At 67.9% G+C, this 26166-nt stretch carries 23 protein-coding genes; 9 read left to right on the top strand and 14 right to left on the bottom strand.

The window, feature by feature from the left end; translation table 11 throughout:
- Positions 1–77: 77 nt before the first annotated feature.
- Positions 78–656: an NUDIX hydrolase gene (locus Vse01_RS21100; protein WP_093407707.1), complete on the bottom strand. Its 579-nt coding sequence runs from the start codon at positions 654–656 to the stop codon at positions 78–80.
- Positions 657–1005: 349 nt separating this feature from the next.
- Between Vse01_RS21100 and Vse01_RS21095 the strand changes: the two genes are divergently transcribed.
- Positions 1006–1350 carry a hypothetical protein gene (locus tag Vse01_RS21095; RefSeq protein WP_232511345.1) on the top strand — a complete coding sequence of 115 codons (345 nt, stop codon included), beginning with the start codon at positions 1006–1008 and terminating at the stop codon, positions 1348–1350.
- Between the two features lie 163 nt (positions 1351–1513).
- Entirely contained in the window at positions 1514–2203 is a 690-nt protein-coding gene (locus Vse01_RS21090; RefSeq protein WP_093407710.1) for an alpha/beta fold hydrolase, read from the top strand.
- Between the two features lie 341 nt (positions 2204–2544).
- On the opposite strand, the gene Vse01_RS21085 is transcribed toward Vse01_RS21090, so the two are convergent.
- The 12 genes from Vse01_RS21085 to Vse01_RS21030 all read right to left on the bottom strand — a co-directional run bounded on the left by Vse01_RS21085 (position 2545) and on the right by Vse01_RS21030 (position 17070).
- Positions 2545–3585 carry a CU044_5270 family protein gene (locus tag Vse01_RS21085; RefSeq protein ID WP_093407713.1) on the bottom strand — a complete coding sequence of 347 codons (1041 nt, stop codon included), beginning with the start codon at positions 3583–3585 and terminating at the stop codon, positions 2545–2547.
- A gap of 1 nt (position 3586) precedes the next feature.
- The gene (locus Vse01_RS21080; protein WP_093408102.1) at positions 3587–4135 is read right to left on the bottom strand and encodes an RNA polymerase sigma factor; all 549 of its coding nucleotides are present in this window, start codon (positions 4133–4135) and stop codon (positions 3587–3589) included.
- 1150 nt (positions 4136–5285) lie between these two features.
- The gene (locus tag Vse01_RS21075) at positions 5286–5534 is read right to left on the bottom strand and encodes a hypothetical protein (protein WP_232511346.1); all 249 of its coding nucleotides are present in this window, start codon (positions 5532–5534) and stop codon (positions 5286–5288) included.
- Between the two features lie 111 nt (positions 5535–5645).
- Positions 5646–6572 carry an IS3 family transposase gene (locus Vse01_RS21070; protein WP_093407715.1) on the bottom strand — a complete coding sequence of 309 codons (927 nt, stop codon included), beginning with the start codon at positions 6570–6572 and terminating at the stop codon, positions 5646–5648.
- Positions 6569–6880: a transposase gene (locus Vse01_RS21065; protein ID WP_093407718.1), complete on the bottom strand. Its 312-nt coding sequence runs from the start codon at positions 6878–6880 to the stop codon at positions 6569–6571. The genes Vse01_RS21070 and Vse01_RS21065 overlap by 4 nt, the downstream gene beginning before the upstream one ends.
- 259 nt (positions 6881–7139) lie before the next feature.
- Positions 7140–7682: a hypothetical protein gene (locus tag Vse01_RS21060; protein WP_139233183.1), complete on the bottom strand. Its 543-nt coding sequence runs from the start codon at positions 7680–7682 to the stop codon at positions 7140–7142.
- Between the two features lie 1045 nt (positions 7683–8727).
- Entirely contained in the window at positions 8728–9903 is a 1176-nt protein-coding gene (locus Vse01_RS21055; RefSeq protein WP_093408105.1) for an IS701 family transposase, read from the bottom strand.
- Between the two features lie 299 nt (positions 9904–10202).
- Positions 10203–10661, bottom strand: a complete 459-nt coding sequence (locus Vse01_RS21050; protein ID WP_139233185.1) for an SMI1/KNR4 family protein — start codon at positions 10659–10661, stop codon at positions 10203–10205.
- A 20-nt stretch (positions 10662–10681) separates the two neighbouring features.
- A complete protein-coding gene (locus tag Vse01_RS21045; protein ID WP_139233186.1) occupies positions 10682–11839 on the bottom strand; it encodes a polymorphic toxin-type HINT domain-containing protein in 1158 nt (385 codons plus the stop codon).
- 135 nt (positions 11840–11974) lie between these two features.
- Positions 11975–13429, bottom strand: coding sequence for a WD40 repeat domain-containing protein (locus Vse01_RS21040; protein ID WP_093407729.1), 1455 nt, complete (start codon positions 13427–13429; stop codon positions 11975–11977).
- Positions 13430–13507: 78 nt separating this feature from the next.
- The gene (locus Vse01_RS21035) at positions 13508–15670 is read right to left on the bottom strand and encodes a hypothetical protein (RefSeq protein WP_093407732.1); all 2163 of its coding nucleotides are present in this window, start codon (positions 15668–15670) and stop codon (positions 13508–13510) included.
- The gene (locus Vse01_RS21030; protein WP_093407734.1) at positions 15658–17070 is read right to left on the bottom strand and encodes a hypothetical protein; all 1413 of its coding nucleotides are present in this window, start codon (positions 17068–17070) and stop codon (positions 15658–15660) included. The genes Vse01_RS21035 and Vse01_RS21030 overlap by 13 nt, the downstream gene beginning before the upstream one ends.
- Before the next feature lie 45 nt (positions 17071–17115).
- Here Vse01_RS21030 and Vse01_RS21025 point away from each other — a divergent pair, with 45 nt between their 5' ends.
- The gene (locus Vse01_RS21025; RefSeq protein ID WP_093407737.1) at positions 17116–17934 is read left to right on the top strand and encodes a hypothetical protein; all 819 of its coding nucleotides are present in this window, start codon (positions 17116–17118) and stop codon (positions 17932–17934) included.
- On the opposite strand, the gene Vse01_RS21020 is transcribed toward Vse01_RS21025, so the two are convergent.
- Positions 17903–18802 carry a toll/interleukin-1 receptor domain-containing protein gene (locus Vse01_RS21020; protein WP_170863520.1) on the bottom strand — a complete coding sequence of 300 codons (900 nt, stop codon included), beginning with the start codon at positions 18800–18802 and terminating at the stop codon, positions 17903–17905. The two genes, Vse01_RS21025 and Vse01_RS21020, sit on opposite strands and share 32 nt — an antisense overlap.
- Positions 18803–18906: 104 nt before the next feature.
- Here Vse01_RS21020 and Vse01_RS21015 point away from each other — a divergent pair, with 104 nt between their 5' ends.
- The 6 genes from Vse01_RS21015 (at position 18907) to Vse01_RS20990 (ending at position 26152) form a co-directional block, all read left to right on the top strand.
- A complete protein-coding gene (locus Vse01_RS21015) occupies positions 18907–19077 on the top strand; it encodes a hypothetical protein (RefSeq protein ID WP_170863521.1) in 171 nt (56 codons plus the stop codon).
- 302 nt (positions 19078–19379) lie between these two features.
- Entirely contained in the window at positions 19380–19505 is a 126-nt protein-coding gene (locus tag Vse01_RS29840) for a LuxR C-terminal-related transcriptional regulator (protein ID WP_093407748.1), read from the top strand.
- Positions 19502–22228: a tetratricopeptide repeat protein gene (locus Vse01_RS21005; RefSeq protein ID WP_093407751.1), complete on the top strand. Its 2727-nt coding sequence runs from the start codon at positions 19502–19504 to the stop codon at positions 22226–22228. Before Vse01_RS29840 ends, Vse01_RS21005 begins: the two co-directional genes overlap by 4 nt.
- A 9-nt stretch (positions 22229–22237) precedes the next feature.
- Positions 22238–22729: a toll/interleukin-1 receptor domain-containing protein gene (locus Vse01_RS21000; protein ID WP_093407754.1), complete on the top strand. Its 492-nt coding sequence runs from the start codon at positions 22238–22240 to the stop codon at positions 22727–22729.
- Positions 22730–23018: 289 nt separating this feature from the next.
- Positions 23019–25763, top strand: coding sequence for an AfsR/SARP family transcriptional regulator (locus tag Vse01_RS20995; protein ID WP_170863522.1), 2745 nt, complete (start codon positions 23019–23021; stop codon positions 25761–25763).
- Between the two features lie 89 nt (positions 25764–25852).
- Positions 25853–26152: a hypothetical protein gene (locus tag Vse01_RS20990; protein WP_093407759.1), complete on the top strand. Its 300-nt coding sequence runs from the start codon at positions 25853–25855 to the stop codon at positions 26150–26152.
- Positions 26153–26166 lie beyond the last annotated feature (14 nt).

Raw genomic sequence — 26166 nt, 5'->3', positions numbered from 1 at the left:
AGGTGGACATCGCCGTAGGACCAGCCGGGCTCTCGGGGCTGTCTGCGACAGCCGGCGCTCTGTAGGCATGGCTTCGGTCAGAGTGTGGCGAGCTTGGAGATCAGGCGTCCCATATGGGGGTCAAGGGTGTGAGGGTCAGCGTCACTGACCTCCTGGGGAGTCCACCATCGGATACCTCGGAATTCGCCGGGGTCGGGGGTGAATACCTGATCGCGGCTACTGGCTAGAACGAACCACAGGCTGACATCGGTGTGCCGTTGTTCCGACGTGCCGACGGTCTCCGTGACGGTGAGGAAGAGGGGACGTTCACCAAGTTGGGGGAGGAACAAGGCTGGGACACCGAGTTCCTCCGCCGTTTCGCGCCGCACGGTGTCTGCCGGGTGCTCGCCGGGTTCGACGTGACCGCCGGCGGGTAGCCACAGGCCGGCTTTGATGTGGTCTACCAGGAGGACACTTCCATCCAGGTCGTCGTGCAGGAGAAAGTAAGCGACCAGGTGCGGCGAGGGGGTCCGCGGCTTTACGCGGCGGAACACGTCGTCGGTCTCGCGGAGCCAGGCGAGGGACTCCTGACGATGACGAGCCTCAAGGTCGTCGTATGGTTGCAGCTTGTCGATGAGCGCGTAGATCTCGTCGAGAAGCTTGGGCGCCGCATGCATCGGCTCAGTCTCTCAGTGCGCGAGGACCGTCCGGATCTGCCGCGGTAGCGCTCGTGATCGAAGGTGGAATCGGCGCGTGCTGGCGGCCGATCGTAGCCGAATAGCGAACGTCGGGCGTCCCGGACGTCGGGGCATGATGTTGGGTGCGGATGGTGGCGAAGTCGGAGGCAGTGACGTGAACGGAGTGCTCACCATCGATGAGCGTCGCGTCGTTGGTTGTGCGCACCAACTTGGGCTCATACTGAGCAGTCGATGGCCAGGTGTAGCCGCTCAGTTGCTCGCACAAGGGGCGGAGGGGGAAGGGGTCGCGGAGCTTGCCGGCCTGTCTCGGATGGCGTCGCCTTGGTTTGTGGACCAGTTGGTGCCCGAGTTGCTGGCTGAACTTTCGATCACTGAGTTGCCCGCAGACGAGGCCATTGAGTTGGTCGGGCGTTTGGTTGGGCAGGCGGTAGCTGCGCGAAAAGACGCTGACGAGTTCGCGGCGGTCCGGGAACTGGCGCGGCTGAGCCCATCCCTCGGCTACCCCCTCGGCGTGATCGGCGACGCCTACTACGCGTCGGAGTGGCTGGACTGCGAGTGCCATGCCGATTCGCCCGAACGTGACGCGGCGGCTGCTTTGGAAGCCAGCCTACGCACCAGCAACCCGTTGGACGTCGACTCCGGGTTGCTATTGGCTGTGACGGCCGTCGTGTGACGTCAGCCGGACCACGGGTGCATCCGGATCTGCCGCATCTGGGCGCTACGCCGAGTACCAGCAAGCGGGGTGGCCGGTGGCCGTACCCACCACCTGCAGCGTGTGGGTCTGCCCACGGCGGAACGTCTTGAACTCGTAGGCGACGGTAGGAAAGGCTCAGGGCATGCCTGCGCTGATGGACATCGTGGTCGGGGATTTGCACTTCGCGCTGCGGGTATGGCAAGCCGTTGACGAGTACAAGACGCCCGCCGTGTTGCTCCATGCCACCGGAAAGACTGCACGCGACTGGGACGTGATCGCCTCGGACCTGTGTGCTGAGCGGACGGTATACGCCGTCGACCTGCGGGGCCACGGCGCCAGTGATTGGCCCGGCACCTACAGCCTGCAACTGTTCGCACAAGACGTCATCGGCATCCTGGACCAACTGGACATCGGCACGGTGGACTTGGGCGGCCATTCCCTCGGCGGTCTGGTGGCTTGTCGAGTTGCCGCCGAACCGCAGGGACACGTCCGCAAACTCGTACTTGAGGACATCGGTTTCCCGCACCCTCGGCCGCCGGGACTTCCCGACCGTCCTGCGGGGGACCTGCCCTTCGACTGGCACATGGTGGAGCAGGTCCGGCCTGAGATCGACGATCCAGATCCAGGATGGGCCGACATCGTCGACCGGATCACGGCACCCACGCTGCTCATCGGTGGCGGAGCACCGAGCCCGGTCCCACAGGAGCACGTCGCCGAACTCGCCGACCGGTTGGCCGACGCCCAGCTGACGACGATCGCTGCCGGCCATCTAGTTCACGAGACCGTTCCAGACGAGTACCTCAGGACCCTGATCGCATTCCTTAGCGAGTGATCGACCATCCGCTCATGCCGCCGTCCGCGCTCTGAACCGCCCCGGGTTCTGTGGAGACTTCAGCTGTTGGCTCCGAGCACCTCGCGCGGCTGGGGTTGAGTGAATCGCCCGGATCTTGTAGAGATCAGGGCGGCAGTTGGACCGGGTGCTCGGGCAGCGACAACGCCACCCTTGGCGACGGAGCGGGCGACAACCGCAATATGGGTGCCTGCACCGCGTCGGCGAACCTCGGCAGCTACAACGACAGGGCCGAGGACATCCACGGCTGACGTGCTGACCTGAGCGGCACCGCCTCGACCCTCGGGTTGGTGGCGTCTTCGGCGCCACCAACCCAAACGCTGTCAACGCGGCATTGCGGCGTACTCGGCGACCAGGTAGGACCGGTAACTGATAACCGCAGGAATAGTCACGTTCAGCTTTCCCGCCGTCGTGGTCAACATCTCCTCATACCCCAGCAGCGCGCCGGTGCCGGAATCGACGATCACGGTGTACTGGGCAGGCAGGCCGTGAGCGTCTGACACGATCGAGAACGCCTCCCCGGGACGCCCAGCCCGGTCCGTGACACTCCCGCTCACCGTGACGCCCGGAAGATCAGAGAGCAACCGGAGCACCGCAGCGCGCTGCGCCGGGTTCAGCAACCGCACACCGGCGAGCTCGGCGACGTCCTCCAGATACTGCACCGGCGCTTCGTGCGCCGAGGCACCCGCCGTCAGCCACTGCCGCAGTACCCCGGCGTCCGTCGGTACCGAACCCTGGAAGCGGCTGTAGAAGCCACCGGTGGCGAAGTCGCGCACCTCCTCTGAGGAGTCGATACGGCCACCTCCCCGCTGCCACCACTCCCGCCGGTCGGCGTCAGTCCGGAACGACGGCGGCAGTTCCTTCTTGACCATCCGCCCGGCGTCGTCATCGGTTCGCCAGGACCGCCACTGCTGCGGCACCACAGCAGACGTCGTCCGGCCGCCGGAGATCGACGAGTTCAGGAACCAGTTCGTCGACTCCAGGTACTCCACCGTCCCCGCCGGCTGCTGGGCTGCCGGCTGTGCCGCCGCCAGCGCGGCCAGGCGTCGCAACCGGGCGCTGGCCGGCTCCTCGCTCACGGGCGGCCCGTAGTTCAGGATCGCCGGCGTAGCCGCGAACGCTGGCTGCGGCTGCCGGAACATCTCCAGCGCCACCCCGCCAGCCGCCACCGCCACGACCGCCGCCCCGGCCGCCGCCAACACGAAACGGCGCCGCGGATGCCCTAGCCTGACGCTGCCCACAACGCGATCAGAGGCAAGGATGCGGCCCAGATCCCGCACGCGGCTGTTCTCGTCGGCTGGACGCACGTGTCGTGCTGGATCCAGTCCGCCCAGCAGCTGGCGCACCTCATTGACGGCCTTCATCTCATGCACCCCAATTCGACATCGACGGCGTCGCCCGCGTTGCCCGCTGCACCCCGTCACCCACCACGTCCAGTTGCATTCGAAGCCGGCGGCGAGCCCGCATCAGCCGCATCGCACACGTCGCTCGGGACTGGCCGAGAGCGACCGCAGCCTCAGCGACACTCAGCCGTTCCCAAGCCACCAGCCGCAAGATCTCTTGATCCGCGGCGGACAGCCGGCCGAACGCCACCGCGACGTCACGCTGGCTGACCACCTCGTCCGCATGATCCACGCTCACCGACCGGTCCGGCTCCGCCGCGGCCCTCAGCGCCAGTTCCTGCCACCGCCGCTGGCCCCTGGCCTCGTTCGACAGCACCAGACGAGCCACCCCGTACAGCCACGGCAACGCCGACCCCGCCGGAACGTCACGCAGACGTCGCCACGCGACAAGAAAGACCTCGGCAACAACATCACCGACGTCCGACCCGCCGACCCGCCGAGCGACGTACCGCCACACGTCCCCGTAATGACGCTCGTACAACTCGGTGAACTGCTTCTCCGCGACGTCCATGGCACCTCCTACCGTGTTTATGTCCGGCACCAGCCACAACGTCACACCCAGCAACGAACAAATCACCCGATAGCGCCTGCCTGGGCGGCCAGCAGGAACAGCGCCGGTTGCCGACGTCGGCGCTCCGAGGTTTCGATCGGCAATCTTCTGCCGCCTCCTGACGTCGACCGGTGGCTGGGAGTCCGGCGCCTTCCTGATGAACCAGGCTGGAGCTGCCGCATATCTCGACCTCGATCGGGTAGAGCCGCTGGTGGTGCCGCGGCGATCGCCTCGGTCCTCGCACGTGGTCCTGCTGGCGAGGCCGCACGGTGCCGGGTACTGCGGTGGCGAATAGTCGGGGAGGGTAGCGGCCCCAGTGGTTCGTGGTCGAGGCCAGCGGGGCGGGCGACGCATTCCTCCCGGCGCTGGCCGTGGCATAGTTGCGGCGGTTGCCACTGCCACGGACTGCACGTCGGTAGTCGGGCTGTCCGATTTCGCGGGGCACCTACCGCACGACGCGCGCCATGGCGGCATGTGCGGCCTGAGCGTGGCGACATCCCCGCCTGCCCCTCTCGACGGGTCCGACGCGTCGGGTGTGAGGCCGCGCAGGCCGTGCCCGGTGGCTTGGTCTTGGCCCGCGTTGACCGCGTCGCGCTCTACGGGCAACCAGGCCAACAACGCCGACGCCGACGCCGAGGCGAAGGAGCGATCGCAAGACGTGTCGGCATTGTCGTAGTGCAGCGGCAGCGGCCACAGGTCGTTGCTGACACGCTCCCACCACAGACGGTGGACGGCATCGGCCGAATCGGCTCCAGCAACGAGTCGGCATCCAGGATCGACTGCGCGAGCGGGCACGCGCTAATGACCACATCGGCGGCGACCGGTATTCGTCCGCCAAGCGCCTGGCACCGCCGCTCGGCGTCCGGCATGTCAGAACCGACAACAACCCTCACCCGATCGGGCGGACGCTCGCGATAGGCATCACCGTCAAGCGCCGCCAGCCGCGCAACAAGTCCCTCCACCTCACCAGCCGGATCCCCGTACCACGCGACGGACTTCACGCCGCCAGTCTCCGCGCGCTCAATGAATCGGTGGAATCCCCCGGACGGGCCGAAACAGTCGTCTCAGTACCTGGCGCACACGACGCCAACGCTTTCCATCGTGCGGCCGTTCAGGCAGGTGGCGTCGGTTTCCTCACGGTCTCATCCAGTGCCTGCCAGGCGAGTGGGTGATTCTCGCCGGTGAGCGCCGACAGGGCCTGGGCGATGTCGTAGATGTCGGCCCGCACGTACGTGATGGTCGTGCCCGCGTCCGACCGGCCGTGGTGTCCGGCGAACGCCCGGGCGACCGCGTATCCGAAGTTCCGTTCTACCCACGTCAGGGTGGTGTGACGGAGCCAGTGGGTGCTGATTTGTTGCACGCGCACCCACGGCAGGTGTCTACCGATGCGCTGCCATAGGTGGTCGTACCGGCGGTGGGTGATGGGCTTACCTGATCGGTATGAGGTTCCCCCGGTTTGCCGGAGGGTTGGTTACCTGGCGCCGGTGGGCTCAGGCTGAACGATAGCCGTCTGGTCCTGTCGGGCCTGGTGGGTGCGCCAGGCGGTTTCGTACTCGTCTGGGGATCGCCAGCCGAGGTCTTTCTGGATGCGGCGGGTGTTGTACCAGCCGTCGATGTAGGTGAAGATCGCGTTCTCTGCTTCGTCGCGCGTGCGCCAGGAGTTGCGGTAGACCAGTTCGATCTTGAACGTCGACCAGAAGTTCTCCATCAGGGCGTTGTCGAACGAGTCGCCGACTGAGCCCATCGAGGGCAGGATCCCGTTGTCGGCCAGGCGTTGCGCGAAGCGGAACGACGTGTAGTTCGAGCCCCTGTCCGAGTGGTGGATCAGTTGGCCGTCGCGGACGTCGCGGGACCAGATGCCGTACTCGAGAGCACCGAGGATCAGGTCGGTGTCGCAGCGGTCGGAGCACCGCCAGCCCACGATGCGGTTGGAGAACACGTCTCGCACCGCGGCGAGCCAGAACACGCCCTCGCCGCAGGGGATACGGGTGGCGTCGGCGACCCACAGCCGGTTCGGTGCCGCGGCGGTGAAGTGCCTGTTGACCAGGTCCGGTGCCGGTGTCGCCTTCGGGTTCGACCGGGTCGAGGGGATGCGCCACTTCTTGCGCAGGAACGCCCCTTGCAGGCCGGCGTCACGCATCAACCGCTCGACCCGCTTGCGGCCCACCTGGCGGCCTTGGCGCCGCAGCATGGCGTGCACTCGCGGACTGCCGTAGGTGCCGCCGGACACATCGTGGATCTCCGCGATCTTCACCGCCAGGTCCGCGTCCTCGCGCCGTCGCGGTGACGGGTTCGCTGCCTGGGCGAGCCACCCGTAGTAGGTCGACACGGCCACGTTGAGGACCCGGAGGACGGGCTCGACCCCGAAGCGGTCGCGTAGCTCGTCGACGAGCGTCACGACCGTCGCCGGGTCGGGTCGAGTTCCGAGGCGAAAAAAGCCGACGCGGCCTTCAGGATCTCATTCGCCCGCTTCAACTCGGCGTTCTCCCGCCGCAGCCGACGCAACTCCTCCACCTCCGAGGTCGTCGGCCGGTCATCACGATGACCCCGGTCGGCCTCGTCCTGGCGGATCCAGTTCCGCAACGCTTCGTGATGCACCCCAAGCTGCCGCGCCAGCTGGCGGATCACCGGCTTCGGGTCCGACTCCCGATACAACCGCACCGCACGTTCACGCAGCTCATCGGGATACTTCTTCGGTGCTGCCACGGATGACTCCCTTCAGCTCCATCAGAGCATGATCGAAAGCCTCCGAGCTACCGGGGGAACCTCAGTATCTGAATAGTCGGTCGGCAGGGTTCACGCCGCCGCGCTCACCGGCGAGTTCGGACAGCCGGGCGGACAGCGTCGGTGAGATGGGCTGCCAGCGGAGCGTGTCTCCCTTCTCCCGTAGGGCCACCACGCACTGGTCTGTGTCAAGGTCGGCTCGGGACAGGGCGAGCGCTCCACCGCGTCGGCAGGCCGTCTCTTAGTGGAACCGCAGGAGCAGGCCGTCGAGGTCAGGGTCGTTGCCGGTCGTGACGGCTACCTCGTTGATGGATCGGAGTTGGGCATCTGACAGGGCGTGACGGATGCTGGTCTGGCGTCGCGGCTTCGGGACCCGTTTCGAGGGGTTGTCGTGGTCGGATATCAGGCCGTCGGCTACCGCGTGACGGTAGAGGCATCGCAGTGCTGAGATGAGGTGTTCTGCCGCTGACCGTCCGCCGCGTGAGTTGCGTCGAATCGTCCGCTGCTCCTTGACTGTTTCGGCGAGCTGTCGGATCTCCAGTGGGGTGGGTTCGGTGATCGGGCGGGTTCCCCACGCCTCCCGCACTTTATTCCAGTAGCTGGCATAGACTCGGAGGGTGCCGTGCGAGACGGCTTTCGACACACGCTCAATGTAGTCGTCGAAGGTCGGAATCAGCTGAGGCGACGCCGCTGTTGCTATCAACCGGTCTGGAGAAATGCCCATTCGTGCGAGCAGCAGCCGGGCAGCATCCAAGGCTGCGATTTCTGAACCGTCCTTGTCCACGATCGCACCACCTACTGACACTGCCGGGCGTAGTGTTCCAGCAGATCAACGGTAGAGATCACTAGTAAGCCATGTTGCGGGTCGCCGTGCGCTAGTAGCCGGTCCCCTTTCTTGATCCGGAGGCGGTGACAAATGGTTGCAGGGATCCGAAGGTATCCGTGGCTTCCGATCGTGAGGGTGCCGTGTTGATAACGCCGGACGAATATTCGGTGGTCCTGGCAGGCGATGGTGACTCGGTCGCCGGCCGCCCAGCCAAGAGCGCGCACGACACGACGGTCGGCAAGACGCCCACTGGAGTCACTAGACGATATGACATAGTGGGCAGGTGGTTGACGTTCACGCCGAGTCACATCAGGCAGCGGCATACCGGCACGCCCCCCACTGTGACCCCTAGTCCGATTTAGAGTCTCTTCGCGATACGTTTCTGTGTTTTCCGTATCCTGCATGGGGATGCCCCGTTCACCTATGGAGCGAATCGCCATAAAAGTGGCAGAACGAATCGGGACAAAGTTGAGAGAGATTTAGGCATCTATTCGGCCTGGACGCAGGGAAGAAAGGGGGCATCACCATACCAGGATGACCTACAACCACACGCCCAGCTTGTCGAGAGTCCGCCACTTTCACGCTATTCCTTGCCGCTTATAGCGGTAAGGTATTCTCTGTCGACAAGAGCTGCAACAGACTCGACTACCGATGTCTGGATTCGTCAGCCACTCGATCCTGCGTAGCGGCTAGTTCGACGTGGTGCAGGACGAGGATGGCTTCGGCGATCGCGATGGCTCGGTGCAGACAGCAACGCACCTTGACAAAATCCTCAGTGAGCGTCCGGGGACTCGGCAGGGCGCGTAGTCGCAAGGCGATGAAGCGCGGCGTAGTGGAATCGATACGAAGCGAGCTTCTGGTAGATCGGCGGTTGTCTAGTACTCCAGCCGCACCTGGTGAAGTTGGAGTCTTCGCTGGTAGTGGGCTGTTCTGGCGCGGAACTGGTGTCGTCGTCGCCATCGTGACCATCGATGGATGTGGTCGAAGGGTCGGACGGTGGTGATCAGGTGTGCCAGGAGACGTCGAACCTCGCCGAGGGTGAGAGGGATGAGGCCGTCATCGGATCCAGCGCCCCCTTTTTGGCCTGTGCGGCGGTGACGGCGAGGTAGGCGTGGGCGCACAGGACGAGTGTTATGTGCCGGTACCAGGCGTCGTACCGACGCACCTGGTAGTGATCCAGACCGACCTCGGTTTTGGCGGTCCGGAAGCACTCCTCGACCGCCCACCGGGTCCCCGCGATGCGGATCAGGTCCTCATCGAGGGTGTCGGCGGGGCCGAAGCACAGGTAGTAGGCCAGGTCCGTGAGGTCGGTGATACTGCGGCGGATCAACAGCCAATGCCCGTATCCGCTGACGGTGCCGGGCAGAGAGGCCACGGCCCAGTCGTAGAGCCGTGGCCCTTTCGCGCCGTCGCCGCAGCTACGACGCTTCCACGCCAGAGCCGGCGCGGCGGCGGCGAGAACGTCCGGACGGGAGTTGCCGGCCGTGGTCGGGATCCGCTGGTTGCGGGGCACGGCCAGGACATAGCCGATGCGCTGCTGCTGCAACCATGTCCGGAACTTCGAGTCCTGCCCGTATGCCTCGTCCGCGGTCACCCAGCGCGCCGGCAGCCCTGCCGCGAGAGCGCGCTCGAGCATCCGCAGCCCCAGCGCAGGCTTCGTGGCGAACCCGACGCCCGCCTCGATGCCAGCTTCGGCGCGGCGGGCGGGATCGTCGCACCAGCGGCGGGGCAGATACAACTCCCGGTCGATCAGCGTGCGCCCCGCCGGGCTGGCATAGGCCAGGAACACCCCGAGCTGGCAGTTCTCCGTCCGCCCGGCCGTCCCGGAGTACTGGCGCTGCACCCCCGCCGACTTGACCCCCTTCTTCAGGAACCCGGTCTCGTCGACGATCAACACCCCGTCGTCATGGCCGAGGTGCTCGGACACGTAGGCGAACAAGTCGTCGCGAACAGCGTCCGGGTCCCACGCAGACCGGTTCAGTAGCCGCTGCATCCGATTCGGCGTGGTGTCGCCGGCGGCCTCGGCCAAGGTCCAGCCGTTCTTGCTCGCCAACGGCGACAGCAACCCGACCAGACAGGCCAGCGCCTGCCGGCGCGGCTCCGCACGCCCGAACCGGTGCGCGAACCGCGCCAGCAGATCATCCAGACCCACCCGCCAGCCCACAATCTCATCAATCAACACAAGCACGGCAGCCTGCCCGCCCTACAACCAACCACAACAGACAGACGGTGCGACCGCATACCCGCCCGCCGGATAGCATCGACATCCGCAACTACACGGCAGCCGCAACTCCGACGTAGATCATCACCGTGAGCTGCTGAAACGTTAGATCAGGCAAGTGCGGCTGGAGTACTAGTACGGCAGCATCCGTGAGACCAGCCCCAGGCAAACAATCACGCAGGTCAGCTCGCCAAGTTGCGACGTCACTACGGTTCGCAACGACGTCAGGACCGGTCGAACGCGGTACTCATTCGATATCAGCGACCCATCCGAAGTCCCTTTATGGAGGCGAACTCATAGAAGTCATCCGAGTCATATCGGATGCTGCCGTCTTCATGATCAAGGAAGCTCACCTGGTCACGACATACACCATTCTCGGAGACGAATCCCCACCAGTCGCCGGTGCCGACAGGCGCAACCGCTACAAAATTTGGGACAGCGTATGCCCCTGCATTCACAGACAATAGATCTTCAATGCGGCCATCTGGCGATTTGGCGGGCAGCAACTCTACAAACGAAAAGACACCGCCGCCGAACACTCGCATGAATCGCTTGTATTTCGATGGCAGCTGCGTCCCTAGTTCCGCTTCCACCCCAGCAAGATCATCATCTGTCGCGGTCCAGGAGTCGAAGAGTTGAAATCCAGGAGGGTACTTCCTACCCGCCCGTTCTGCGTGGAAGGCGTTAACCTGGACTTCAAACTCTTCGAACTCCATCACTGTCTCCCTGTCGCGTTCTAGCCAGGCCAGTTATCGAACCAAAGGTCAGGCCCGTACTGTCCCCACCCTTGTTCCTGCGAGCGGTACCACCAGTGTAGTTGCGTGTCTTCCGCTCGCATCGCCCCGGTAACGCCCTGATTATTCGCGTTCGGATGGAGCTGGGATCCGGGCCCTCTATGCACAACTTGATCCAATTCATGAATTGGCGATCCGGGCATTTGATCCGCGTGGTGAATCTCAATCCGGTCGCCCAGATGATTCGGGCGCAAGCCGTGTGCACCGCGGCCAATATCGCCACGAGTCCACGGTCCCTCAACCCGAATTGGCGGAACATTCGGGCCCGCACCGGTCGCCGGTGAACAACTGCAACTAACGCCCGGAGGAGTGTTGCCGCAGTTGTGGACGAGGACCGGCGTGTCCCCGACGATCACATAGTACGTGTGGATGTCGGCAACAGTAAGGTCGTGCATCTGTTCATCGCCGCGGTGGTTGCGGACGGCCTCGACCGTGACTCTGGCCCCGTCGATGGTCGAGAGCTGCTCGCCGTGGTGGAGTTTAGCTGCGCTGATCCATTCAGTTCTGGTTTGGCTCCAGAAGGGGTGGTGTTGGGTGGTTTCGAGGATGGTGGTGGAGTTGTCGGCTAGGCGTAGGTCGAGGTCGGTGAGGTCGGTGTCTTGGTTGGTGTGGGTTTGGGTGACGGGTTTGGCTTCGTCGTTTCCGGTTTCGGGGTCGGTGGCGAGGACGAGGTCCCCGACCTTGACCTCGGCGATGGCTTTTGTGGTGCCATTAGCGAGGAGGACGCCGGTAGTTGGTGCGAAGCTGTGTGTGCACGCACCTTTGCCTTTGAATCCGAAGCGAGCGCCACCTGCGAGAGTTGCCGCGCCGATTCCTGATTCCGTGCCGGCTGCTACGGCTGCTTCGACGTCTCCCTCGGCCAGGTTCGACCATGCATTCCACCAGCCGACGTAGATGTCCTTGATCGCAACAGCCGGGCTGATGAGAGCGGAAACGTAGTTTTCGGCGAAAATTTTGCCTGTGTCCCACAGCGCGTCGGTGAGGGACATGTCGCCTTTGTATACGGCGTTCGCGTTGTTGTAGGTCGTTACCCAGCTGTTCTTGATGGCGTCAAAGGTGTCGACGATCGGGCTGACGATTGCGTTTTTGGCACCGGTCAAGAAGCCGCCGAAGACCTTCTTCGCGGTGGTCTTCTTTTTTGGAGGGGTGGGGTTGGCGGGAGGGGTGGTGGTGGTCGAGCGGGACAGTCAGGCGCCAACGGCTGTAGGCAGGCCGCTGACGAGCACGAGGACCGACTAGCCGGGGCCCGCCGCCTGGCTCTTCCCGGCTGAAGCGCCGCCGTCGTTCCTGGCGACGCAGATCAGGCGCCCGCCCCGGGCGGCGACGAACATCTCCGTGCCGGGTATGCCGGCGAGCGCGTCGATGGTGACGTTCAGGTTCGCGGCGGTGACTTCCGCGGCGTCCCCGTCGACCAGTAGTAGCTGGCCTCCGCCGTCGGCCACCGCCATCGCGGACTCGGTTCGCGCAACCTGGCGCGGATCGCCCCGCAGCTCGCCGGACAAGGTGCGGTCGAGGCGGAGCCGGCCGTCTTCGCCGATCACCCAGCTCAACAGGCGCGGTGGCCGGTCGGCGACGCCGAACAGGCGCCGGCCTCGCGACGCCGGCACCGTGACCAGGTGGCTGATCTGCCAGGGGATACCCTCGATGGCCGTCTCCGGTACGGCCACCAGCCCGTTGTAGCGGTCCGCGGCAACAATAGTGAGATTGCCGCCGACCAGTAGCAGGGCCACGGCCGCCACCGGGCGACCCTGGTGCACGGTACGGACGGCAGGTGCGTCGAACTCGACGATCCGTACCTCACCGTCGTCGTTGCCCGCCGCGACCAGCAGGCGGTCGCCGATCTGCTCGGCGACCAGCGCTGTCACGCATTCGTCCTCCGGATCGACCAGCTTCGGGCCGGAGGCGATCCGCAGGCGCAGATGTTCCGGCCCGGCCGTGCCGAGGACCAGCCGAGGGTTCGCGCCGAGTACCACATGCTCGACGTCGGGCTGGTCCGCGGGATAGGTATCTTCGATGCGGACATCGAGGCGCTCGGTAACCGTCCAGAGCACCGTGCCAGTCTCGCCGGCGGTGGCGAGCCACGCCCGGTCACCGAGGCGGGCCGCGGTCACCACAGAGGCGCCCCCGAGATGGTGAATATCCGGCAACGCCTCGGCCCGTCCCCGCCCCGGGTCGACCGCCCAGCAGCGCAGCCTCTCCGCCCCGGCGGAGGCCGCAACCAACAACAGTTGCCGCTCGTCGGCCGCAACTGCGGTCATCGAGGTGACCGGCGGCTCGGCGGCGGCACCCGACGACGCCAGAACCGACCAGACCCGGGCCAGGCCGGTGATTCCACGGGAAGCCACCAGCATCGACTGATCTGTCTCGCCGAGCGGGACGAGGTCTACGGCGGGCTCGCCGTGCTGCATGCGGAGCACCGCGGGCCGGCCCTGGACTGCCGACCTCAGGATGGTGATGGAGCCGGACCAGCCTCCGACCGCCAGCGTGGTGGCCCTCGGGTCGGCGAAGGCGAGGCGGTAGGGGACGTGCCCGGTGTCGTGGTGGCCGATTGGGCTGGCTGGAACACCCGGCCGGAGACGGAAGACCTGGACGATTCCGTTGCCGTCGGCCAAGGCGGCGGTCGCGGTCCCGCGATGAACGGCGAGCGCGATGGGCACGGTGCGTCCGCCGTCGTCGAGTCTCTCGGGCAATCCGGTGTCCCGCAGTTGGGCGCTCAGCCAGACGGCCTCGACGGACTCACCAGCGTTGCTGAGGACGCAGGATCCGCATCACCGCCCGCCACGATCGTGCCGAACCGGAGCCCGGCGTTGGACCGACGATTGGATCGTCGAGCCAATCCGCCATGCGATCAGGTCGGCGTCGGCGCCGGCGGTCAGGAAGGCAGCAGCTCCGCCCGCCGGTTCCAACGGCAGAATCAGCGAGGCCGAGCACCTGTCCTGCAAGAGAGGTGTCGGGGCGGCGGATTCGGAGGGCCGCAGCGGGTGCACGGTGAGGGCGCCGCCCGCCAGCGCGGCGATGAGATCCGTGCCCTGTGGCCCCGGTATCCGGACGAGGTCGCTCAGCTCGGCGCCGATCGAGCAGTGCCAGATTACCGATCCGGCCGAGCGGCCGGTCAGAGCCCAGACGGCGATGCGACCGTCGGGCCAGCCAACGGCGAGCCGCACCAGGCCAGTCGGCGTCCGCCAGGCGCGCAGGACTGGCGGTGTGGCGGCGATGGGCCCGATGGTGATGTCTGGGGCGAGCTCGTGACCGCTCGCGGCCTCGTGCAGGGAGCAACGGCCGCCGGCGTGCGCGAAGATCACGCTCGGCGGCTCGGCGGCGGCACCGGCCGCGACTGGAATGACGGCCTGGCAGCGCCGGGCGACCCCGACGGCGATCGGGGAGGTGTCTGGCGCGCCCGCCGACCATCTGACCGACCAGGGCAGGTGCGGTCCCGCCTGGTCGAGCAGGGCTTTCGCGAGCTCGTCGTGCCCGGCGAGCGCCGCGTGGGCCTGAAGCGCGGCCGCACGCCGGCCGTAGTCGTCGGACGACTCGTACGCGGCGCGGCGCAGCACATCGGCCGCGGCCCGGCACTGAGGCTCGACGGCGGACGACAGCACCGTGGTGGCCGAGAGCCGGTCGACGCGGGCCAGACAGGCCGGATAGTCGTCGATCACCGCGCCGAGCAGGCCGGCGCCGTGGGCGTGGCCGAGCAGGTTGAGCACCGTGTAGGCCTCGGCCTTCGCCCAGTTCGGCCGTTCACCGCCGGCACGGGGGACGCGGTCGACGAGGACACCGACGAAGATCTCGTCGCCGCGGCCGGGCGGGAGTCCCGCGGCGAAGTGCCGGGCGAACTGCTGATGGCGCATCGCGTATCGCCCGGGCGCGGGTGTCGTCAGATAGAAACCGAGCTGCCTGGTCACCGACGCGATGGTTAGGTCCGGATTGCCGGTGGAGCCGAACATGGGCAGCAATACCCGCCAGAGGTCAAGCGGCAGACCGCCACGCAGCGACTGTGCCACGGGCGCGAGCGCGGACCGCGCGTCGGCCGCGCCGGCCGTACCCAGCCGGCGCGAGACGTCGCGCCCGATCCAGTCCTCCAGCTTCCTCGGCCAGTGCAGTGCCTCGCTCCAGCCCCGGCGACGATCACCGAGCACAGGAACGACCAGCATCTCCTCGGTCACGAGTTGGGCGACGAGGAAGTTTCCGGCGGCGACCTCTTCGTGGACTTCCCCACCGATCACATCGACGAGGACATCCATTTCCCAGGTGGTGGTGCCGTACCCGTCCGGCCGTCCGGTGTCGGCTCGCAGCCGGCGTGCGACGTAGGTGGCGACGTCGCGGGCGGAGGCATGCTCATCGCGGTCGAGATCGATGACGATCGGGTGCCAAATCTGTAGGCTTGCCGGTAGCTGCACCTCGCTATTCGTTGCAGCCGGGGCGTGCGGTCGTACGGCGATCACCGTGGTGGCTCGCCGGGAGAGCCAGCCGACCGCCTCCGCCACACCGTCCGGATCTTCCGCCTCGTCGATCGCGTCGATCACGCAGACCGGCGTGGCACCTCGCTCGATCGTCTCGTCGATCCGGTCGCGTATCTCGACGGCGTTCGACTGCGCATCGAGCCCGCGAAGGACCTCAGCCAGAACGGTGTCGGCGTCCTTTCCGCGCGCGTGAACGGCCACGTCGATCGAGCATTTTGGGGTCGAGAGCCGGATCGCCTCGGGCATTGCCGACGGCGCTAAACTCCTCAACACACACACGCCGAGAATCGCGGACTTGCCGGCACCCGGCATGCCGGTGACGACGAGGAGCCCGGGCCGACGCTCGCGGGTGAATTCGCCGATCAGGTCGAGGGAGCGACGCCGGCCGGTGAACCAGAACTCGGTCGCGGAGGCATCGGTGCCACGAGCCGACACGACCCAGTGCCGGGCAATGGCGGTCAACGCTGCCACCGGGCAATCGTTTCGGTGAGGGCGTCGATCGCGATCGCGGCTATCGCCCAACTCGGGAACGGATCCGTGTGGGTGGTCGCATCCTTCCTGGCCGCATCGGCTCGGGCGGTCAGGCCGGCCGCCGCAGCCAGGCGGCTGACCACCTGCTCACCGGAGACCGCGGCCCGCACGATCGCCCGCGCCTCCTCGGCGGCCAGGACCTCGGCCACCAGGCCGGCAATCTCGGATTCGACGTCGGCGTCCGCGGGCCAGCCCGGCCACCGGGTCAGCGCCGCAAGAGCCTCGGCCGGTGCCGGCATGAGAAAGTGCCCCAGAGCGGCCACCTGGCTCCATTCATGGAAGCTCCACAGCGCGCGGTCCAGTCGCTCGCCCATGCCGCTGTGAACGGCGGCCGCGTCGCTGAGCCGCGGGATCGCGTCGAGCTCGCGGAGCGTCCGGACCAGCTCGATGTCGTCGTACTGCAGCCTGCCCGAGTCGTCGAACCAGCGCGTTAGCCGTTCCGACACAATGGTCCGCCAGCGGGCGGCGGCGGGAGGGTGGCTCGTCGGCTGCACAACGAACATCGACCGCTCGTACAGTTCGAGCAGGGCGAGGAATAGGCGTACCGCGGTTAGTCGCAGGGCGATGACTCGGTCGTCTCCTTCTCCGGTGGAGAGCATGTCGTCGAGCTGCAGCGTCACCGCCAACAGATCGGCCGCGGTCTCCTCGTGCGGGCGGCGGCCGAGAAGCTGACTCGGATGGCCGACGGCCGTCAGACCGGAATGGTCTTCGCTGAAGTGCCCGAGCAGGATGTGCGCCGCCTCGTGCGCCAGGACGAAGATGTCGATCTCGCGTACCAGGGCTCCGGCCAGTGCAAGCTCGTCCCGGCCGAGCACGAGCGACGGGTTGACCCCGGCCCGGCCGCCCCCGGCGATCCGTGCAGTAGTCAACCGGAGAGCTTGCGCGGCCGCCGTGATGCCGACCGGGTTGCCGGGCGGCGGATGGCCCAGCAGCGGGGTTCGGCGGCTCACGACGAACAGCTGGGCGATGAGCCAGGTCAGGTTGGACAACCCATGATCCATCATGATCAGATACGAGTTGTCGGGGAACGTTAGGGTGGCGGTCGAGACCTCACCGCCGCTGGTAGCTCCGAGGACCAGCGAGTCGGTGATCTCCGCGAGGCGGCGGGAGACGTGGACGTCCCTGACTCGCTCGCGAAGGGCCGACCACGCGCGCCGCGTGTCGTCGGCGTTGGTGCCCTCGCCGGCGAGCGCGGCTGCGGCTGCCCGGAACTGCGCGGCGAGGCCGGGCTCCATCTGGTCTTGCCGGTAGAGCGTTCGCGCGTGCTCGACGCTCGCCTCGATCACATCGTGCCTCGCCCGTTGGGTGAGCAGGTCGAAGCGGCGCTGGGCCTCGATCATAGCCTCAGCTTATAAGCTGGGGAGGCCGCGTACCGGGGAGGGCATTTGACCGAGATCCGGGTTCTGGTCCAGCTCTGCGAGGAGCTTTCGGACGATCGGCTTCTGGCCGCGCTGGGCTCCGCTCTGGACGGATCCGGGCTCAACGTCTCACCGGTCGATCCGGGCCGCCTGCGCCGGTTCGCCCGGCGGTGGCTCGACGCGAAGACGGCGGAGCTCTGGGAGCGGGCGCGGGCGACGCAGACATATCGCATCTGGGCCGAGACCGCGGGTCCCGAGCAGGTGATCGAGGCCGATGACCTGGCGACCGCGCTCCTGCGGAAGGGTGTGCCGGGGGAGATCGCGGCACCCGCCGCCGTGGCGATGCACCGGGACGAGGTCGCGCGGGCACCGGTCTACGACGTCGCGTTCTCCTGCGCCGAACGGCAGACGGAATACGTTCAACTGGCGGTGTCCGCCGTGCGGGCGACCGGCTTGTGCGTCTTCTTCGAGAAGGAGATGACATACGAATGGTGGGGCAAGAACTTCATTGTGGAAGGGCGCCGGGTGTACGGCCGGAGCGCCCGGTATTTCGTGCCCTTCTTCTCGGAGGAGTACCTAAGTGAGCCCCGACCGCGCGATGCCCTCGAGTGGGCCATGTCCGCCGCCGTCGAGCGCGGTGACGACTACATCCTCCCGGTCGTTGTCGGCGATGTCAGCGTTCCGGCCAACCTGCTCGGACCGAACATCGGGTACCTACGAGCCGACGAGCACTCCCCGGAGCAACTGGCGGCCGCGCTGCGGGCCAAGGTCGCGGCATCCCGCGCCAGCGACGTCGAGCCGCGGGACATCGGAGTCATCGTGCGCGGCGTTCGAGGTAGTCAATGATCTTACCCCAGAGCGCCTCGACGAACTCGTCGACGGGGAGCACCTGCTCATTGCCACCCAGGCTCAGGTCGGTCACCTGCACCTTGGGCAACCCGGCCTGCCGGTCCCAGACAGCAGACACCCAGCCGTTGACGCCGTGTCTCGTCCCGCTCGGCCACCCGAAGCTCATCGAGAGCCGGTCACGGTCGCGGAACACGCCGTTCACGTCGAACCATAGGCTCAGGCTGCACGCCGGCTCCACGGCCCGGGTGACCCGGATGTCGACACCGAGCTCGTCCCGGCCGACCTCGCACGAGTATCCGAAGGGTTCGAGCGTAGCCGCGGCCGACCGGCGGAAACGCGATTCGACGGTGTCGAGTGCGGATTCAAGCATCGCCCGCGGGGCGAACGATGTCGGTGCAAGGCGAGGAGCTCTCAGCGGTGCCGACGCGTTCGCGCGGGTCTCCTTCAGCTTTGCGGCCAGCCGGTCGGCCAGCTCGGCCGGCGAGTGGTCGTCGGCCTGTAGGTAGGCGATCGCGGGGCCTAGTAGCTCGCGGGGCACGCTGACGTCGCCGACGAGGACCGGAAGGATGTAGACGTCGGGGCGCTGCTGAGCCTGCTCGAGGGCGGCGTTGAACTCGTCCTTCGGGTACGGCTTAACCAGGTACTCGTTCGAGATAAACGGCACGAAGAAGCGGGGCTGGGCGCCGCCATACGTCTTGCGGAACTCGAGAATTAGGTTCCGTCCCCAGAGCTCGGTCGTCATGTTGCGGTCGTAGAACACCTTGAGGCCGAGCCCTTCGCACGCGCGGACGAACCGCTCGGCGTAGGCGCGTTGCTCGCCGGCGAAGGAGACCGCCACATCATAGGTGTATGCCGGGTCGTCCACGGACGCAATAATAGTGCGCAATTGGCGGGTGCCGACGAACGAGGAATCTACGGTTTCTCGCCACCGGCGTGACCTTGTGGGGCTTCTCGCCAGTCGAGCAAACGGTGCGCAGCAGCGTCGACTACCTGCTCGCCCAGATCGCCGAGGGATGGGCCTTCCGGCCCCGCAAGACCGATCTTGTTGCTGAGATGGGTGACTACGCCCGGGTCGGCCTGGCCACCGGTTGCGGAGGCTCTGGCCCTAGCTTCAGCGGCTGGTCACCGGGAACAGGCTGATGGCGCAGCGGATGGCCGAGCTGAGCCAACGGGTGCTCATCGTCGAGCTCGACCTGAACGGGTTTGCGGCCGGCGCTCGCCGCTTCGGCGATGACAGTTGGCTGACCCAGTTCGACAACGGGCTGCTCCTGACGATCCTCGGCCCTCTCGCATCAGTCCGGCGGACACTTCGGTCCCGCAGCAGGTGTACTACCTCGTCGGGCCGGCCCAGGTGGAGCCCCAGACCGACGAGATGATCTGCTCGAGGCCGGCACCGCCCTCGCCCCCGGCCAGGCTCTGGCTAATCAGCAGATCGCAACCGGCTGAACATCTCGCCGCACACCGTGAACTACCACCTTCGACAGATCTTCCGAAAGCTGGCGATAGGCTCCCGGGTGCACCTCGCCATGCTTGCCCGCTCCGATCACGAAGGGCATGACCGAGCATGACGGACCACGACGTCTTCCTCTCGTTTGCCGGGCCGGACCGCCGGAGCGCCCAGCGTCTCGCCGAGGCTCTGGGCCGGCGTGTGGACGTCTGGCTGGATGAGAAGCTCCCGGTGGGGAGGGGCATCACGGCCGAGATCGAGGAGCACCTGAACCGGTCCAAGATCATGGTGACTCTCTACTCGGCGGCCTATCCGTCGCGGTCGGCCTGCCAGTTCGAGCTGACCGCGGCGTTTCTGGCCGGAGCGCGCGAGGGGGATCCGCTCCGGCGGATCTTGGTGGTCAACCCCGAGGCGTACGAGCATCATCTGCAGCCGGTGCAGCTGGCCGACGTCAAGTTCGCCCGTTGGCCGCAGCCCTCCAACGCCCGGGATATGGCGGCCCTGGTCAAGGCCGTGGCCGCTAAGGCCGCCTCGGTCGAGGGCACCTTTGGCGACATCGGCTTCACCGCGCGCCCCACCTGGTATCCGTACGGGGTGGCGGGGGTGCCGTCGTTCGTGGGGCGTTATCGCGAGCAGTGGGAGTTGCACACCGCGCTGCATCGGGCCGATGTCCCGATGATCACCGCGGTCGCGGGCGGCTTGGTGGCCGGGCTGGTCGGCATGGCGGGAAGTGGCGGGTCGACACTTGCCGCGGCGTACGGGTGGAACTTCGGCGAGGCATTCCCCGGTGGCGTCTTCCGCACGAGTCTGTCCGGGGCGGCCTGCGCCGATGTCCTGACCCGGTACGGCGACGAGATGCGCACGATCGCGACGGCGCTGCGGCTGCCGTTCGCCGATCGCGCCGGTCGGGCGGAGCTGAGCGCCGCGGTCGCCGATCACCTGCGCACCGCCGGCCGGCCGGCTCTGTGGATCATCGACGACGTCCCGCACGGGATCGACCGTGGTGTGCTCCAGCAACTGGTGCTGCCGGCCGGCACGACGGTGCGCACGCTCATGATCGGCCGTCGGGACATGTTCGAGTGCGGCGCACCCGTGGTCGAGATCGGAGCGATGTCGACGGAGGACTCGGTGGCGGTGCTGCGTTCGGCCCGCGAGCCCGACGACGGCGAGGAGGATCTGGCCGCCGAACGCGTCGCGCGCCGCCTCGGCGGTCATCCCTTCAGCCTCGGACTCGTGGCCGCCCGGCTGACGGATCGGCAGAGCCTTCTTTCGTACGCCGACCAGCTCGAGCGGATCGACAGCGATCCCGCCACGCTCGAACCCGCCGTCGCCCTGCTCGACGACGTCCTCTCCGGGCTGGATCACGGCCCGGAGCTCATGCTGCAGATCGCCGCGCTGCTCGCGCCCGCTCCGATCCCGGCCCGGGTGCTGGCCGACATCGCGACCGCGGTCGAACCCGGCAGCACGCCCGTCGACGACCTGGTCGAGCTTCGCCGCCGGCAACTGGTCTGCCGCACGGTGGACCAATGGCAGGTCCACGCCATCGTGCTGGACGCGGTGCGGCGGCGTCCGCCGGTCCTACCGGCCGGGCACCTCGCCGCCGTCGCCGCTGACCTGCTGTCGGCCGACCCGCCGACCGCACCGGTGGCACCTCACCTCGCCGCGCTCGCCGACCGCGACGTGCTCGACGACCCACACTCGGACCGGCTGCGCCGCCGGCTGGTCGAGCACTACCGCCACCACGGCGAGCCGGTGGCCGCGGCCGGACAGTGGGACCGGCTGCTGGCGGCGGGCGGGGAGACGACGGCCGATCTGGTCGCCGCCGCGACCGCGCATCTGACGGCGGGCACGTTCGAGCGGGCAATCACGCTGGCTCGACGAGCCCCGGTGCCGGCCGGGCGGCGGCTGGTGGCCGAGGGACTGGACGCCCTCGGCCGGTTCGGCGAGGCCAACGGCTGGTGGTCGCAGGTCGGGGTGGTGTCCGCCTCGCCGGACGACGAGATCGCCTACATCCGCAGTCGTCGCCTGCGCGGCGAAATGCGCCACGCCCGCGAGCGGGCCGAGGCTCTCGTCGCCCGGCTTGTCGGCTTGGACGACGATCGGCTGCAGTCCGCCCGCATCGAGCTGGCGGTCATCCAGCTGTCCACCAACCAGCAGCACGAGGCCCGCGGCACGGCCACCAGCGTGGTCGCTCACTATGCCCGCCTGGGACTGCCCGAGCACGACAACGCTGTCGCCGCCCAGGCGGTACTCGCGCAGGCCTGGCTCACCCTGCACCTTTTCGAGTTGCATCCGGACCGCAGCAAGTGGGAGGAGTCGGCGCGCAAGCTGTGGGCGACCCGGGAACAGCTCCGCCGGTCGCACGGCCCGCTCAACGCCCGCACCCTCGGCACCGACGTGGAGTACGGTTTCGCCCTGCTCTGCCTCGGCCGCCCGCGGGACGTGCAGGCCCACCTCGGCGAGACGATCGAGGCACTGCGCCGCCGGTACCCGATGGGGCACTACACGATCATGCGCACGACGTTCCTGCTCGCCCAAGCCGGGGCGCAGCTGCGCGACTACGACTCGGCCCGCGAGCTCTTTCAGACCGCCTACGACGGCCTGCGCCGTACGCTCGGGCCGCGGCACCCGGAGACGCTGGCCGCGCAGTATGGGCTCGGAGTGGCACTCGTTCTCACCACCTCCAGGTGGGACGGAATCGGGCTGATCTGGCAGGTGCTGCGGACGGCGCCGTCGGTGGTCGGCGTCCGGACCGACATGTTCGGCCAGAGCCTGATCGCAGTCCTCTTCCTGCCCCTGCTGCCCCGCTGGGTGCTCCGCCTGATCGACTCGCCCGCACAATAGAATGGCTCCGTGACCAACAATGCCGAGGTCTACGACATCGCGGTTTCGTTCGCCGGGGCGCAGCGGGACCAGGTCGAGGCCATCGTCCGGGCCTGTCAGGCCCTGGGACTGAACGTCTTCTACGACAAGGACAAGACGGTCGAGTTCTGGGGGCGCAACTTCATCACCGGTATGCGCACGGTCTACGGAGCGACGACCCGCTACGTCGTGCCGTTCCTGTCCAGGGAATACCTCGCGAGCGCGTACCCGATGGACGAGTACCAGACCGCGTTGGTGCGCGCCATCGAGATCAGCGCGGACAGTTACCTCCTGCCGATCCTCGTAGGGCCGGTCGAGGTACCGGCGGAGCTACTCAGCCCGGCGATTGGTTACCTCCGCCTGGAGGATTACGAGCCCGCCCGGCTCGCGCAGATCATCGCCGACCGGGTCGGTGTGACAAACCAGCCTCAGCCCAAAACGTCTGGGCTACGTCCGGCCTGCGGCTCCCCGGCGACCCCATAACACGCGGGCCGGGTGTCCAGGTTCTGAACGAGATCCCGCTTCCGGCCTCGGCCATCTGCTCCAGCTGGCGAGAAGCCGCTCCTTCCGCATACAGGTCGAGACTACGGCGCGGGATAACGCTGAAGGCGAACATCTGTGCGGCTTAGCCTGCCTGACTCAACGCACTCTCCTGCCGCCGCGAGTGCGATGGGCCGTAGAAGAGCCCAGCGCGGCGAAAGGGAGGAACACCTCTCGGCCGTCATCGATCAGAAGCTTTAACATCGCGTGGTGCATGCGGTACAGATGGTGGATGGCCGACGTCCCTGTGCGCTTCGCCATCCTGGGTCCGGTGCGGGTCGTCGCTGACGGGGGCCGGGTCGTCGGCGCCGGCGGTCCAATCCCCCGGGCCGTACTGGCCCTGCTCCTGGCACGCGGCAGCATCGGCGCCTCGCTGTCCGAGATCATCAGCTCGGTGTGGGGCGAGGGCGCGGCCACCGAGGACACCGCCTACCACCACGTCTCCGCCGTCCGGAAAGTACTCCGGCAGGCGGGAGCCGACCTGGTCACCAGGGAGAACCGCTACTACGTCGCGGTCGAGCGCGACGAGGTGGACTGGCATCAGTTCCGCCGGCTCGTCGAGCAGGCCGGCGCGGCGCGCGAGGCGGGCCGATGGCAGCTGGCGGCGGACCGGCTGCGAGCCGCCCTCGACCTGTGGCGCGCCGAGCCGCTGGCGGACATTAACGACCGGCTCGAGCCGCTGCGCCGGCAGATGACCGACAGCCGCCGCCATGCCGTCGATCTCCTCGCTGAGACGCAGCACAGGTTGGGACGGTACGCCGAAGTGGTCCAGCTGCTGTCCGACGAGGTCGGCACCGACCCACTGCGGGAGGGCACCGCGGCGTTGCTGATCGACGCGCTCACCGCGGTGGGCCGGCGCGACGAGGCGGGCGAGGTCTTCACCCGGGTCCGCCGCCGCCTGGACGCCCACGGACGGCAACCCGGTGGCCGGCTTATCGCGGCGCATCGGCGGAGTCTGCGGGACGACGCGGAGCCGGCGCCGGCGGCAACCGCCGATCGGCCACTCTCCGGGCTGCCCCGGGCCGACCCGCACTTCACCGACCGGGAGGAGGCGTTGGCACGCGTCCGGGCCGCCCTCGACGGTTCCACGGACGCCTCGTTCTGCGTCATCCACGGCATGGGCGGCTCGGGCAAGACCGCCCTCGCAGTCCGGGCCGCCGTGCAGCTGCAGGACTCCTTCCCCGACGGCGTCATCTTCCTGGACCTGCGCGGCTACTCCGGGCGGGACACTGCGCTGACCCCGGCCGAGACACTGGACCGGCTGCTTCGCCGGATGCGGGTGGACGGCGCGCAGATCCCGGTCGACCCGGAGGAGCTGGCCGCCTACTTCCACGACCTGATCGACGACCGGCGGCTGCTGCTCGTACTCGACAACGCCCAGGACGCCGCCCAGGTCCGCCCGGTGCTGCCCCGCGCCGGCGCCTCGGCGGCCATCGTGACCAGCCGGCGGCGGCTGATCTCCCTGGAGGGCAGCTCGGTGCCGCTGGACGTGCTCGATCCGCCGGACGCGATCAGGCTCTTCCAGGTCGTCGTCGGAGGCGAGCGGGACGACGCTGATCCCGGCGTGCTGGCGCGCATCGTCGAGTTCTGCGGGCGGTTACCGCTGGCGATCCGGATTGCCGCCGCCCGGTACCGCGCTCACCCCGGCATCTCACCGGCGGATTTGGAGGCGCTGCTTGCCATGGAGTCGTCGCGGCTCGGGCATCTCGACGACGACGAACGCAGCGTCGCGGCCTGCTTCCGGATCTCGCTGGACGATCTGCCCGGCCAGGTCCGCAAGACGTTCCTGCTGCTCGGCACCACCTGCGCCGGGGCCTTCGACGCTCACGCCGCGGCTGCGGTGGCCGACCTCCCGGTCCACGAGGTGACCGGTCAGCTGCGGCTGCTCGCCGACCGGCATCTGGTGTCCGAACGGCTGACCGGCCGCTACCAGTTTCACGACCTGATCGCGCTCTTCGCCCGCGAGCACTCGTCGACCGCGGTGCCGGCCGGCGAGCGGGCCGTTGCGCTGCACCGGCTGGCCGACCACCTGCTGCGGACCGCCGACCTGGCCGATCGGATCATCACCCCGCACCGCTACCGGGTGCCGCTCGAACTGCTCGACCGAGACGCCGCGGTGCCGTCCTTGCCGGACTACGACAGCGCCCTGCGGTGGCTGACCGTCGAGGACGGCAACCTCCAGCAGGTTTGCCTGGACGCCGCAGCAGCCGGGCTGGACCGGTTGTGCTGGCAGCTGGCCTACACACTGCGCGGCTACTACTTCCTGAGTAAGCGCTGGCATCCGTGGACGGTCACACACGAGGCGGCGCTGGCCGCGGCGACCCGGCTCGGCGACCGCCGGGCGATGGCCATGACCGCGAACAACCTCGGCCTGGCGTACCTGGAACAGCACGACCGTCAGCGAGCCGCCGCGCATTACTGGCGGGCCCGGGAGCTGTTCGGCGAGGTGGGCGACGCGCATGGGGAACACACCGCGGCCGCCAACCTGGCCTGGCTGTATTACGACGAGAGGGACTTCGTGCGGTTCCTCGACGAGATGCGGCCGGTCTACGAGTTCTACCGGAGGGAGAAGTCCGAGCGCAATGCGGCCATCACGCTGCGCGGCATCGCGCTGGCCGAGGCTGAGCTGGGCCGGGCCGCCGAGGCGGTCGCCGACCTGCTGGTCGCTTTGGAGGTCTTCGAACGGCTCGGCCTGCGGCTGGACGCGGCGATGGCGCTCAACGCACTGGGCGAGATCTACCAGCGCACCGGTCACCTTGGGTCGGCGGTTGAGCGGTTCGAGCAGGCGGTGGTCGCGGCGGAGCAGTCGGGCAGCGGGTACGAGCAGGCGCGTGCCCACCACCGGCTGGGCGAGCTCGCCGCCGCCGATGGTGACCCGCGGCGGGCGCGTGAGCAGTGGAGTCTCGCGGTGGACGGGTATCGTCAGCTCGGTGCGGCACAGGTCGCCGAGGTCGAAGCGCTGCTGGACGGCCTCTGAAGGTGATCTGAAACCCGGTCAGTGACGTTTCAAATTGGCGGTCGAGGACGTTCAGCCGGATCCCCAAGTCGACTTCCGACGATCGTTCCATGGGACCTGACCAGGACATTCTCGACCAGATCCTTCAGTACGCCCTCCGCTGGCTGATCGGCTGGCTGGCCGAGGCAATCGTGCGGACAGTGTGGCGGCGGGCACGGTCGGCGGTGATCCGCCGGGCGACCTCGCCGGCCCGCTCGATCAAATCGGCCGCGCGACCGCAGTCCGGCGACCGCCGGAACCGTGGCAACCGGAGCCCCGTGGCGCCGCGCCGCCCGGGTGGGCCGGCACGGCAACCGGGCGGTGCGAAGAGCCGGGCGCGGCGGCGGGCCGGGCGTAAGCGCCGCTCGTAACGTGATCGTCAGGG

It is taken from the genome of Micromonospora sediminimaris (assembly GCF_016863575.1).
Classification (GTDB): Bacteria; Actinomycetota; Actinomycetes; order Mycobacteriales; family Micromonosporaceae; genus Micromonospora; species Micromonospora sediminimaris.
Note: the sequence above shows the minus strand (reverse complement) of the source record. Positions and strands in the feature narration are given on the sequence as shown.